Origin of the sequence: Prosthecobacter sp. (genome assembly GCF_044378005.1) — a bacterium.
Classification (GTDB): Bacteria; Verrucomicrobiota; Verrucomicrobiia; order Verrucomicrobiales; family Verrucomicrobiaceae; genus Prosthecobacter.
In genome coordinates this window covers 25,194-37,138 of the sequence record NZ_JBILYB010000006.1, presented here as the reverse complement: position 1 = coordinate 37,138, position 11,945 = coordinate 25,194, and the positions used below count along the sequence as shown (strand labels likewise).

Genomic DNA, 11,945 nt, shown 5'->3' with positions numbered 1-11,945 from the left:
ACCTTGTGCCAAAACTTCCTAAAGTGCTTTAGTCTTTGCCTAAAGCCATCATGTCCTCTCCACGCCGCTACTTTAAAGAACTCCGCTTCCGCCAGCTTCGTGCGCTCGTCGAACTTGCACGAAAAGGCAGCTTCACCGCCGTGGCCGAGACCTTGCAAATGTCCGTGCCCTCGGTTTGGCAGCAAGTCCGGGCACTGGAGGAAGAGTTTGGCGTGGCAATGGTGAAGCAATCCGGCAAGGCCGCCGTGCTTACTCAGCAGGGCGAATTGCTGGTGCAATTGTCGCAGCCGCTCGTTGAAAGCTTCGACCGCATCCGCGAACTCTTTGCCGATCAAAACCAAAAGCTCACCCGCCGCATCACTGTGGCCACCACGGCGAGTCTGCTGCTGCACGAGCTGCAAAAGCCGCTCGAACTCTACCGCAAGCGCCATCCTGATGTGCAGCTCTCCTTCATCGACCGCCCTTCCGCGATGGCGCGCAAGCATCTCGAAGATGGTGAGGCCGACGTGGCGATTGTCGGTCAGATCAATGCGCCAAAGCATCCACGTATCGAGGTCACACCCGTCACCGCCTATCCCTTCGTGCTCGTGTGTCCCGTGGGGCATCCGTTGCTCAAAGCGAAGACCCTGAAGCTCCCTGACCTCATCAAGCAGCCCCTCGTGCTTCCAGGTCCAGGCGCGAACTCGCGCCGCCATGTGCAAGACGTCTTCGAAGCGGCCGCGTTGTGGCAAAAGGCCAACGTCGCCCTCACCGCGAGCACCTTCGACATCGTCGTCGGCTACGTGCGAATGGGTTTCGGCATCAGCGTCACCTCCGTGAGCCCGATGATTCTCAAAGAAGCCGCCCAAGGCCACAGCAGCTATCGTGGTGTCGCCTTCCGCGATCTTTCGAAGCTCTTTGGCCGCGAGGAGGTCGTGGTGCTCCATCGCAAAGCGAAAGTCGAGCTGCCACATCACCTGGCGTTTCGCGAGATCGTGGTGAAGGCACTGCACAAAGATTGATTCCCGAGCTTACTCCTTCGCCTGAACGATGAAGTCAAAAAGCTGGCCGTATCGCTTTCCATCAAGGGTGATGTCCAGCGGCACCATTTGCACGCCGGCGGGCAGTTTTTCGGGATCGGCGGTGAGCTTGACCTTGAAGCTTGCACGCGATTTGGGGCCGATGATGTCTTCCAGCACCGCAGGCTCGGCTTTGAGGCCGGGTGGTGGCTGAAGGACGACTCGATGCTGCTGCGGCGTGTCGCGGAAATTGCGCACGGTGATGCTCACCTCGGCCGGTTGCGCGACATCGACTCGATACGGATACGCGCTGACCCAGTAGGGATCGTAGCCGTATTCATAGTTCGCGTCGGGCAGCAGTTCCTTGTATTTGCGGATCGCACGCAGCGCCCAGTCATGAAAGCGGTCCACAAAGCCCGCAGGTTCGGTCATGAGCACGCCGTGCGCGCCCATGATGATGTCTGGCTGGAGCTTTTGCAGATACTTGGCGGCGACGAGGTAGCCTTCTTCGATGATGGCGCTGTTGCGCGCGTTCACGCACTCGTGGCCGTTTTGCGCGGGATCGCTGGGATCGCCAAAGAGGTTGTCGCCGGTGAAGACGACCTTTTTGCCGTCGAGCATGAGCCAGAGCGCGTTTCCGAACTCCGTCTGGCCGGGCATCCAGTCGATGTGAAGCTGGTAGCCTTCCCATTCGATCACGTCGCCGGCCTTGAGCACGCGGTCGATCTTCGCCTTTTCAAATCCGGCGTTGTAGGCGCCGATCATCGCCGGGTAGTCGTAGAAGCGCGGGTTCTCGCACTTGTCGGCGATGGTGTCCATCGTCCAGAACTTCACGCCGTGATCCTGCAGCGCGGGAAAGAGCGTGAAGTGGTCGCCATGCGAGTGGCTGATCCAGCAGGCGTCGATCTGTTTGAGGCCGAGGTGCTCCTTCATGTCGCTGATGATGCGCTCCAGCACTAGCTTCGGGAACAGGCCGCAATCCAGCAGCAGCGCGTGGCCGCTGTCGGCGATGAGGATGGCGAAGTTCTTCCCCGCCATCTCCGGGCCGAACATATAAAGATGCGGTGCCACCTCGACGATGTAGTTCGCCTTGGTCGGCTTCATGGCGGGATGAGCGGCGCGTTTGCCGAATGATTCGGAAGGATAGCCGCGCACATAGTCTGGGCGGAAGTCCACGAGCTTCTGGTGATAGACCTCGAACTGCCTGTTTGCGTTTCGAATGATCGGCCCCTGCGATGGAAACGCAGTCCTGATGCCGAGCATGGCGAGCTTTTGCACCGAGGCGGTGAGCGCGTCGAGACCTTTGGCAAAGCCATAGTCCCACTCGGTGTCGAACCAGTTCGTCATCTTTGAGCCGTCGTGCATCACGCCGCCGAGGAAGATTTGATCGTCCAGCACATAGCTCATCCCGCCCGGCGAATGTCCGGGTGTGCTGAAGCATCGGATCTGCCGACCATGCCACTCAAACACTTCATCCGCCGCTAGCCAGCGGTCCACCTTCACAGGCGACTGCGGTGGTCGGACATAGCTCGCGCCATGCACGCTGTATTTGTCACCGAGGCGCGGGTGCCATTTGCGGAACTGAGTGGGTGATTCCAGCAACTCCTGCTCCTCCTTCGGGGCGGCGATGGATGTGATGCTGCGGTCCAGACGACCCACGCCTTGGAGCAGCTCGCGATGATGCCCGGTGAGCAGCAGCCACTCGACGCGCTTCACGCCGATCTCATCGAGGTGGTCGAGCACGCTGCCATCTCCGAAGTCGATCATGAGCGCTGCATCGCCATCGCGGAGGACATGGGCATTGCAGGTGTCAGTCCAGACGAAGAGGTCCGGGCTTAGCTCTTGGAAAGCGGCGCGGGCCTGAGTGAGAAGCAGGCCGAGGGTGAGGATGACGTGGCGCATGTCATCAAAACGCACAACGGGCGGGCATCACTCCTGAGGAGGCGCATCTTTCTGCGCCAGGGCTTCCTGAGCTTCGCTGAGACGGAATTCAAGTTCGGCGATCTTGTAGCCGTCTTCGCGGGCCTTTTTGCGAGCGTCGGCCTCGATCTGGGTGATCTTGGCTTCGAGTTCGGCGAGGCGTTTATCATCACCGGCAGCAGGGGCACTGCTCTTGGGTGGTGAGGGCTTGTCTGGCAGGACTCCAACAGCACTCATGAATTCTTTTTGAACCATGGCTGACTTGGCCTCGGAGGCAGTGAGTTGACGCTGGAGATTGGTGATGCGTGTCTCGGCCTGCTGCTTGTAGGAATTCAGCGTTTCGGTCGCTTCAGACACTTGGCTGTCAGCAGTGGTGACGAGCGCCTCATTCGCCTTGATGGTCTGATTCAGCTTCGCGAGCTCGGCCTGAAGTTCACTTGCACGCAGATCGGCAGTCTGGCGTTGCTCCGTCAATTCACGATGGGACTGATCGAGTCGGCGCTCGAAGTCCTCGGCGCGTTTGTTGGAGACTTCGATGGTCTGCTCCAGCGCACTGATGCGCCCACGCTCGGCAGCGAGAGCAGACTTGGTCGGTTCGAGCTGGGCGGCGAGTTCGCGAGTGGCGGCGAGTTCGGCACTGAGGCTGGCGATGCGTTGCTCGGCCTCCTGCTCACGGCGCTGAGAAACATCGCGAAGGTTGTTGTAGCGTTCGTCGAGGAGCTGGTGGGCGACAGCCGCTTCGTCGAGCTTTTGCTGTGCCAAAGCAGCTTGGGCGGCAGCGGCTTCGTTTTGCGATTTGAGCGTGGCTTCCGCAGCACTGGCCTGCTCTGCCGACTGCTGGGCGAGCGCCTTGAGTTTTTTATCCTGAAAAAACCAGACACCACCTCCGGCGAGGATGGCAAGAAAAGCCAGCAAGCCCCAATGCTCGGACGCGAGCGGGGTGAAACCCAGCAGGAAAGCGGATGAAGCAGTATCAATAGACATGGCGCGAGATCATTCCGCAATCCCACGCCATGTCGAGCACGGATGCCGATGACATCAACCACCCGCCGCACTCGTGAAGAGCACGGCATGCTGATCGTAGGTGGCCTTGGCACCGGACACCTTCGCCACGTAGTCGATGGCGGTGGTGAGGGGCATGTCGGTCAGGGTGAGCGAGACTTTATTCGTGCCGATCTTGGGATCGGTGACGATGAAGTTCGGCACCACCTGGCCGCCGCTGGCGTTTTTTGACAGGGCGCGCAGGCCGTCCAGGGACTCCTGGAGGGTGACGTCGGTGAACTCGATTTTGGCGAGTTTGACGCCCTCGTATTTCTTTTTCAGCGAGGAGCCAGCGGTGGTGCGCAGCTTCGTTCGGATGTCTCCGAGGAGGATGCGTGTCTCCTGATGGCGCGGATTTTGGGCCGCGACCATGGTGAGGAGTTGCTGGGCCTGCTCGAGGTCGCCCTTGTAATAGGCCTCGCGGCCCATTTTGAAGAGGTTCTCGATGTCATCAGCCGCGCGCAGAGGCGCGACTCCCATGGAAGCACCCGCCACGAGGGCGAGCGCCAAACGAACCACGAAACAATGAAGGTTGGTTTTCATAGCGGGGGGGAATCGGGTTATCCGACATCTGCGATTGCATCAAAAAGCCACACCGTTGGCAAGACTGAAGATGGGATAAACGCATCCGCAGCTTGCGCGAAGGACGGCGGGAGGCACTCTGGGGCACATGAAACTCCTTTTTGCCGCCCTGCTCGCCGCCCTCGCTTCCTTCTTCTGGGGATACATCTCCTGGATGGTGATGAGCTGGCATGAGGTGAGCATGCATGATTTCAAAGATGAGCAGGCCGTGACCCAGGTCATCCGGGAAAATGCGACGGAAGGCCGGGGCATCTACGCGCTGCCTTTCCAATACAAGCCGCTAGACATCACCTCGCCCGAGGAAGCGGAAGAGATGCGGGCGAAGTATGAAAAAGCCATGAAGGAAGGCCCCTTCATGTATGCCATCGTCCGCCCTGGGAAGAATGAGATAAGCGTGAAGCAGAACCTGATCCGCAGCTTCGTCCGCTCCTTCATCGCAGCGATCCTGCTCGGCGCGCTGATGACTCAGCTCACGATGAGTTATCCGGGAAAGCTGGCTTTTGCGGCCACCATCGGTGCCTTGATCGGACTCGGGGCGGATGTGCCGGACTGGATCTGGTTTGAGCTGCCGACGCGGGATCTGATCGTGAACATGGCGGACCATTTCATCGAGTGGACGCTCGCGGGCTCCGTGCTGGCGTTCTTCCTCGGGCGGGAACTGAACGTGCGGAACGATCACTGATCGCCAACCGCACTCACTTTCCCTGCTGGAGCACGAGCACGAAGAGTAGCTGGCCGCCGCGCCATTTCGGACCGGCGATGAAAAGAGGACTGCCGGGCTTCAGGACGGTGTCTGTTTTCACGACGACCTGCTGATCGCGCCAGAACTGGAGGTGGAGATTCATGCCGCCGCCTTCAGCAGGGCCTTTGGAATCGACTTTTAAAAACAAGTCCTTCGTCGGCACGACCCAGGATTCATACTCGCGGAAAACATCCTGCAAATGCTGGCCGATGACCTCGAAGCGCTCATAGGGGAAGACTTTCCCGAGGCGCTGCGGGATGTCGGCAAACTCAGCTGGGGACTGCACCTTCTCCATCGCAGCGGCTTCCTTGGCATCGTTCGTGGCGAAGATGAGCGCGCCCCAGACTTTGGCGTCAGTGGCGGGCTTCTTTGCTGGCAAAGGCTGCACGGGCGGAGCGTCCTGCGCTGTCGCCAGCGCGGAACCCAGAAGCACGAGGATGGCAGTGGCGAGCTTCATCCGCGCGGTGTCGTGGAGGTGAGGAGCAGAGGTTGATTGCGGGCATCTTTGGCCATGACGGCCACGGCTTTGCCATCGGCTCCGAAGAGGGTGGTGGATGCCACGGCTTCATCGACCTCGCTGCGGTCGATGTTAAATCCCACGATCTTGCGGTCGGCGGGCATCTCTTCGAGGCCATCGAGCATGAGCACAGTGGCCTGGGCTTCGTCCGAGTGGAAGGCGCGGGCCTGAACAGCGGAATTCGGCACGTAAATGCTGTTCACGAGGCTATCCGTCCCTTCAGAAGGCGCACCGTTTTGCCACATCGTGAGAGCAGCCATGACGATGGCTGCGGCGGCGAAAGCCGGAGTCAGCCAGGGTTTGCGCAGCCAGCCGAACCAGCCCTCCGCCGCAGGCGCGGACAGTTGTTGGTTCTCATCCTGGGCGAGGCGGACCTGAATCTGGCTGTTGAAGAAATCGGCATACGGCACCGGCATCTCGGCGGGAAGATGCGTGCGCAAATCGGCGCTCAGGCGCTGCATCAGCTCGGCTTCCGCTTTGAGGGCGGGGTCGGCAGCGAGGCGTGACTCGAAGGCCGCTTTCTCGGCGGCGCTCATTTCTCCATCCAGCCAGCGGAGGAGGTCGTGGTCTTCAGTCGGTGTTTTCATAGCAGTCTCGGAGGAGTTCCTGGAGTTTCTTGCGGGCGTAAAAGAGGCGGCTCATGACCGTGCCCAGGGAACACGGCACGGTGGCGGCGATTTCTTCATAGGCCATGCCCTCCACCTCGCGCAGCAGGATGACCTGCTTGTGCTCGGGGCTGAGTTTGGCGATGGCTTGCTGGATGCGGGCACCCAGTTCGGCATTCTTTAAAGCGACGTCGGGGGCGGCGTCACCACGCGGCACGGCCTCCGCTCCGGCAGCCACACGGTGCTCGGTGCAGGAGTCATCAAACTCCCCTTCCCCCTGGATCTTCTTTTTGCGCAGCCAATCATAGACGACGTTGTGAGTGATCCGGTAGAGCCAAGTGTAAAAGGCCGAGTCCATCTTGAAGCGCGGCAGGGCGCGCCAGGCTTTGATAAAAGCCTCCTGCGCGAGGTCCCAGGCCTCGGTTTCATTCTGGATCATGTGGTAAGTCATGGCGTAAATCCGCCCCCTGTAACGACTCACGAGCACGTCAAACGCACGCGTGTCGCCCGCCTGGCAGCGCTTGACCAGGTCGATGTCCGGGACTTCGCCAGGATCAGGCGCAGTGGAGGCGGGCATTGTTACAGAAGGATGGCGGGGTTACAGACGGCAGCGCAGGAGGCGCTATTCAGATGAATTACAAGGCTACTCTGGCGGGTTCGTCGTGAGTCGTCAAAGACTTGCGATTTTGGGTTTCATTCGAGCCCCCCGATCTTGGATGCCTGAATTTCAGAAAAGAAAAGCGCGCCCGCGTTTTCATCGGCACCCGTAAAAGTCGCTACCCAAAACCCCACATCGCTGACTATGATGACCGCCTCCATGTCCACTGTTCAATCGACGGCCAAGAGCCGCCAGTTCCCCAAGTTCGATCTCTACCGCCTGCTGCACACGGTTTTCCAACCCACGTTCGGCTGCAAGATCTGCATCCTCATCGACCTGCCCGACCTCAGCGAAGCCAAAGGCATGGCCTTCCTGAACAATCCTGCCCGTGCCATCCAGAGCCGTGCTCACGAGCACTTCTACCTCGGCTTGAAAAATGGCGTCATGGACGAACTCGCCCTCAAAGGCGGTGAAATCTACGCCTACACCCAGACCACTGGCAGCAATCTCGACATGCCAGACGAGTGCGTGGACATGGATGGCAACCAGCTCAGCCTCGAAGACGACATCTACCCGAACTACGACATCATCCTCTGCATCTCCACCTTCTCCGCCACAGCACCGCTCACGGCCTTCGCGAAGCAATACGGATTCCGTGGGGCCACGCTCCATGGCCTGAATGAAGTCATCCTGAACTCCGGCCTTGCCGTGGACTATGAGGAAGTCAGCCGCGATGCTGAAAAACTCCGCCTCGCCATGACCGGCGCTGACAGCGTGGAGATCGACTTCGGCCTCGAAAACGGCGAAGTGCTCACCGCCAAGCTCGAACTCAGCGGCCAGGAAGCGCAAAAGAGCCACGGCCTCTGCCGAGGCACCACGCCTGATGTAGCGAACCTGCCCGCTGGCGAAGTCTATTTTGTCCCGACTGGAGCGGAAGGTCTCTTCCCCATGAAATATGAGGACGGCACGCTCGGCAAACTCACCGTCGTCGGCGGACGCATCATCAAGAGCGAACTCATCGAAGGCAATCAGGCCACCATCGACACTCACAACGCCCGCCTTCTGGATGATCCCATGACCGGCGTGCTCGGCGAACTCGGCTTCGGCACCCAGGTGCTGCCCGTCTCCGGCTCCGACATTCAGGATGAAAAGGTGCTCGGTACTTGTCACCTCGCCACCGGACGTGATGATCATCTTGGCGGTCACATCACGCCGGCTCAGTTCAAGCGTCATCAAAACGCCACGCACGATGACATCCTCTTCGCCCCGCATAAGACGCCGAACTTCGACATCAAGCAGGTGCGCATGAACCGTGGCGCTCAGCAGGAGATCCTGATCGAGCACTTCCAGCCCTCGAAATATCTGCTGGATGCCCTCGCGGCAGAATGAGACACCGCGCATGAACATCTACGAAACCCGCCGTCTGCTCGATGAATACCTGCTCTTCCACTACGGAGCGCCACACGAGGTGCTGCCGTGGGAGCAGGGGCCGAGTTCGGCGCTCGGGTTTGCCGTGCGCACGGTCATGGAACTTGCTGACTTCACGTTGAACCCAGCCACCGCGCTCGATCTCGGCTGCGCTGTTGGTCGGTCGAGCTTCGAGCTGGCCAAGCTCTGCCAGAGCGTCATCGGCATGGATTACAGCCACAGCTTTGTCGATGCCGCGAAGTCGCTGATCACAAGCGAGCTGCCCTACCAGCGACTCGATGAAGGCTCCGCGATGACGGAGCTCATCGCAAAAGCACCCGCCGATTCTCCGCGCGAGCGAGTGCAGTTCGAGCAAGGCGACGCCATGCATCTGCGCGCTGATCTCGGCAGCTTCGATCTCGTCCATGCGGCCAATCTCCTCTGCCGACTGACCGATCCGCAGCTTTTGATCCAGCGATTGCCTGATCTCGTAAAACCGGGCGGCCAGCTCCTGCTCACCACACCCTGCACCTGGCTGGAAGAGTTCACCCCGCGTGGCAACTGGCCGCAGGGCTCCACACGCGACTGGCTGAAAGCCGTGCTGTCCGAGCACTTCGATCTCGCTTTGGAAAAGGACCTTCCCTTCCTCATCCGCGAGCACGCGCGGAAGTATCAGTGGAGTGTCGCGCTCGGCACACGCTGGATCAGGAAATAGCAATGCTACTTCTTCGGCGGATGCAGCTCCGCCACGGGCAGCTCGGTGAAGCGTTTCCAGTGCTGCTCGCTTTGCTCCCGCGTGGCGACTCCGTCATGCACCCAGAGCCCATAGCGGACGCGCAGCTTCTTTTCCTCGGTCACCTCGACAGGGGCATCCAGGCTCAGGCAGCAGCCCATCCAGCCATCGTTGCGAACGTGAAAGGCCGTGGGGTTGTGAGGGTTCATCGGGTGATTCATCAGGGTGATGCCGCCAAAGCCATCCTTCTCATTCGTGATGCGGCCGCTGTAGTCGCACCAGCGCGCGGGTTTGCGGAAGACCTGCTCTTCATTGACTTGGCCTTCGGAGTTCAGGATGCGCCCGCCGCCATCATGGACGCCGATACTCTTCGCCACGCGCACGGCTACCAAGCCAAACCCAGTGGCACCGAATGTAGTCGTCTTTCCCTTCGCCGGCGTGAACTCGATATCGATGATCATGAACCAGCTCTTCGCGCCATCGAGCGGGCGAATCTCGGTGCGGCGGACTTCGATGAGCTGGATGCTTTTGTCCGCCTCGCTGAGCCAGTGGTTCACCATGCGCATGGAGGCGAAATCGTCCGTGTCCTCGTAGCCTTCGCGGGAGACTTCGACGTTCACGATGCGTCCCTGCTTCTTCGCGTAGTCACCCCAGAAATCGAGGTCGTTGACCATGTTGTGCGTGACCCAGACGCTGTTGTGATGGCTGTGCGTGAGCGGATCATGCGGATGCCCCATACGCGTCAGGCTGGCATCGTGTGAAGCGCGGATGGGATGCCAGAAGGGGCGCATGTCCTGCGGATCGAAATGCATGGCCGTGAGCTCGCGTCCATCGAGCTGAAAGGAGGTGATGTGGTGCGGCATCGGCACCGCCTGCACACGCGGGATTGGTTTGGCTGAGGGGAGCTGCGCGGCGGCAGCCAGCGGGAGGAGCAGAGTCAGGAGATGGCGCATGAGACTTCAACGCACGCTGCCGAAGCAATTTCGCCTGCCTTCGAAAGGCAGCTCAATCGCGCACGATGCGCCAGAGCGGTGCAGGCAGTCGTTCGCTGGTGAACCAGAGCGTCTTGCCATCGGCATCGTAGCACAGGGCTTCGAGCTGCGGGATGAGCGGGATCGTGATGATGACAGCAGGCTTTTTCAAAGCCTCGACGAGGGATTCATCGGCCTTGATTCGCCATTCATAGATGAAGCTGTAAGTCGAAATGGCGAGGCGGCTGCCATCAGCGGAAAAAGAGCCCGCCGTGGTCTGGCAGGCATCGTGCGGACGCTTGCCGATGAGCTGACGCTGCGGGAACCGGAGATCGGCGATCTTCTCCAGCTTCATCGGTTTGTCCTTGGTCAGGGTCTCGGGAAAGGCATACACAGCACTTTGCTCCTGCTCGCTTTTCGTGACGATGTAGATCCGGCGTGTCAGCGGATGAACAAGAAGCGTCTCCGCATTGTGATGCCCGTCAGGATACTGGCCATGCCAGATCTGCGGCTCGGCGGAGAGGAGTTCTTTGTCGGCAGTCTTTGGCAAAGCAGGCTCGGGGATTTGATAAACCTGGATGCTAGGTCGCATGAGCAAATTGTCTCCGATGTCCGCGATGTAGAGCCGTGAGGTTCCGTCCTTGTCCTTCGCGGAGGCCATGTCTTCCCAGTCGAAATTCACCGCGCTCAGCAGGCGCACCTTGGCGCGCGTTTTGCCTGCCTGATCAATGGCATAGACGCAGGGATCGTTGGCCGAGTCGTTGTGAGTCCAGAAGATGCCGGGCTCCCGCAGGCTGCGTGCGAGGCCGGAGCTTTCGTTGATGCGTTTGTCCTGAAGCACCGCCACGCGTTCAGTGCGGGGTGTTTCGATCTGCTGCGCCCAGGCGGAAGATGCGCAGGCGGCGAGCAGGGCTGGTAGGAGAAATCTCAAATTAACCAAGGGTGCGGGCCGGGCCTGGGATGAGGCGGTTGTAGTGCAGGTTCACTCGATTGAGGAACCACTGCCAGGTGCCCCCTGGCCTGCCGCCGTCCATGAGGAAATGCGGGCAGTCTTTGTGCGGGTCTTTGATGTAGGGGCTGATGCGCGGCCAGTGATAATGCGGCACCACATGATTCAGCGGGATGCGGTAGGTGTACATCAGGTAGGCGGCGAGGCGCGCAGTCTTGTCGATGGTCAGGCCGACGTCGTTGCCGCGATGCTCGCACATCTCGATGCCGATGCTGTAGTTGTTCCCAGGGCCGTCGAAGTCAGCGTGCTCACCCTGCTCGCGGCAGGGCAGGTGCTGGATGGCCACGTTCGCCTGCGTGGTGAAGTGCCAGGTCAGGTAGCCAATGCGGTTGCCGCCTTTCCGTTTCGTGGCACGCAGGGCACCGCGTTTCAGAGCCAGGGCATGATTGTAGGCATCTCCGGTGTAGTTCTGCGTGCTGTGGATGGTGATGTACTTCGGCGTCATGGGCCGGTAGATCTTCCGCCCGACGGTTCCAGCCCGGATGAGATCGGGGCGCAGGCCCACCTCGTTGAGGAGTTGCTGCGGAGTCACCCGGCCGAGCATCGAGTCATGATAACGCGATTCCCACTGACTGATGCGGGACCGATTCATCGGCTGCACACAAGCGGCGAAAATGACAGCGATGAGAAGCGCAACGGGAATGGCAAGACGTGCCCAGGATTTCTTCATGGCTGCACTATCGCCATAGGAGAGACTTTGCCAAGAAGGCAGGCAAGTTTTCGCATCCTTCATAGGCTGCCTCCAGCCGCCGCCTGCCCGGTTGACAGTCCGCGCTGCTGCCGCCTACATGATCCCATCAGGGCAGCGGCACGAAAGCTGCG

At 60.2% G+C, this 11,945-nt stretch carries 13 protein-coding genes; 4 read left to right on the top strand and 9 right to left on the bottom strand.

Features of this window, described 5'->3' with window-relative positions; genetic code table 11:
- Window positions 1–50: 50 nt before the first annotated feature.
- Entirely contained in the window at window positions 51–1,001 is a 951-nt protein-coding gene (locus AC6FTP_RS02360) for a LysR family transcriptional regulator (RefSeq protein WP_497205298.1), read from the top strand.
- A 9-nt stretch (window positions 1,002–1,010) separates the two neighbouring features.
- Here the strand turns inward: AC6FTP_RS02360 and AC6FTP_RS02355 are convergent, their stop codons facing one another.
- Genes AC6FTP_RS02355 through AC6FTP_RS02345 form a run of 3 tightly spaced genes read right to left on the bottom strand, consistent with a single transcriptional unit; the run spans window position 1,011 to window position 4,502 of the window.
- Window positions 1,011–2,900, bottom strand: coding sequence for an MBL fold metallo-hydrolase (locus tag AC6FTP_RS02355; RefSeq protein WP_497205297.1), 1,890 nt, complete (start codon window positions 2,898–2,900; stop codon window positions 1,011–1,013).
- Window positions 2,901–2,927: 27 nt separating this feature from the next.
- Entirely contained in the window at window positions 2,928–3,902 is a 975-nt protein-coding gene (locus tag AC6FTP_RS02350) for a hypothetical protein (RefSeq protein WP_497205296.1), read from the bottom strand.
- Between the two features lie 54 nt (window positions 3,903–3,956).
- Window positions 3,957–4,502 (bottom strand): hypothetical protein, encoded by a 546-nt coding sequence (locus AC6FTP_RS02345; RefSeq protein ID WP_497205295.1) that lies wholly within the window; start codon window positions 4,500–4,502, stop codon window positions 3,957–3,959.
- A 127-nt stretch (window positions 4,503–4,629) separates the two neighbouring features.
- Between AC6FTP_RS02345 and AC6FTP_RS02340 the strand changes: the two genes are divergently transcribed.
- Window positions 4,630–5,223 (top strand): hypothetical protein, encoded by a 594-nt coding sequence (locus tag AC6FTP_RS02340; RefSeq protein WP_497205294.1) that lies wholly within the window; start codon window positions 4,630–4,632, stop codon window positions 5,221–5,223.
- A 13-nt stretch (window positions 5,224–5,236) separates the two neighbouring features.
- Here the strand turns inward: AC6FTP_RS02340 and AC6FTP_RS02335 are convergent, their stop codons facing one another.
- The 3 genes from AC6FTP_RS02335 to AC6FTP_RS02325 are packed head-to-tail and all read right to left on the bottom strand — an operon-like array spanning window position 5,237 to window position 6,982.
- Window positions 5,237–5,740 carry a hypothetical protein gene (locus tag AC6FTP_RS02335; protein ID WP_497201041.1) on the bottom strand — a complete coding sequence of 168 codons (504 nt, stop codon included), beginning with the start codon at window positions 5,738–5,740 and terminating at the stop codon, window positions 5,237–5,239.
- Entirely contained in the window at window positions 5,737–6,387 is a 651-nt protein-coding gene (locus AC6FTP_RS02330) for an anti-sigma factor family protein (RefSeq protein ID WP_497205293.1), read from the bottom strand. The genes AC6FTP_RS02335 and AC6FTP_RS02330 overlap by 4 nt, the downstream gene beginning before the upstream one ends.
- Window positions 6,371–6,982 carry a sigma-70 family RNA polymerase sigma factor gene (locus tag AC6FTP_RS02325; RefSeq protein WP_497205292.1) on the bottom strand — a complete coding sequence of 204 codons (612 nt, stop codon included), beginning with the start codon at window positions 6,980–6,982 and terminating at the stop codon, window positions 6,371–6,373. Before AC6FTP_RS02325 ends, AC6FTP_RS02330 begins: the two co-directional genes overlap by 17 nt.
- 240 nt (window positions 6,983–7,222) lie before the next feature.
- Here AC6FTP_RS02325 and AC6FTP_RS02320 point away from each other — a divergent pair, with 240 nt between their 5' ends.
- Window positions 7,223–8,392 (top strand): M29 family metallopeptidase, encoded by a 1,170-nt coding sequence (locus AC6FTP_RS02320; protein ID WP_497205291.1) that lies wholly within the window; start codon window positions 7,223–7,225, stop codon window positions 8,390–8,392.
- A 10-nt stretch (window positions 8,393–8,402) separates the two neighbouring features.
- Entirely contained in the window at window positions 8,403–9,125 is a 723-nt protein-coding gene (locus AC6FTP_RS02315) for a methyltransferase domain-containing protein (protein ID WP_497205290.1), read from the top strand.
- 5 nt (window positions 9,126–9,130) lie between these two features.
- Here AC6FTP_RS02315 and AC6FTP_RS02310 read toward each other — a convergent pair whose 3' ends face one another.
- Genes AC6FTP_RS02310 through AC6FTP_RS02300 form a run of 3 tightly spaced genes read right to left on the bottom strand, consistent with a single transcriptional unit; the run spans window position 9,131 to window position 11,793 of the window.
- On the bottom strand, window positions 9,131–10,096 hold the full coding sequence (locus AC6FTP_RS02310; protein WP_497205289.1) for a DUF6807 domain-containing protein: 966 nt from the start codon (window positions 10,094–10,096) through the stop codon (window positions 9,131–9,133).
- Between the two features lie 52 nt (window positions 10,097–10,148).
- Window positions 10,149–11,045: a hypothetical protein gene (locus tag AC6FTP_RS02305; RefSeq protein ID WP_497205288.1), complete on the bottom strand. Its 897-nt coding sequence runs from the start codon at window positions 11,043–11,045 to the stop codon at window positions 10,149–10,151.
- Window position 11,046: 1 nt separating this feature from the next.
- Window positions 11,047–11,793, bottom strand: coding sequence for a peptidoglycan recognition protein family protein (locus AC6FTP_RS02300; protein WP_497205287.1), 747 nt, complete (start codon window positions 11,791–11,793; stop codon window positions 11,047–11,049).
- Window positions 11,794–11,945 lie beyond the last annotated feature (152 nt).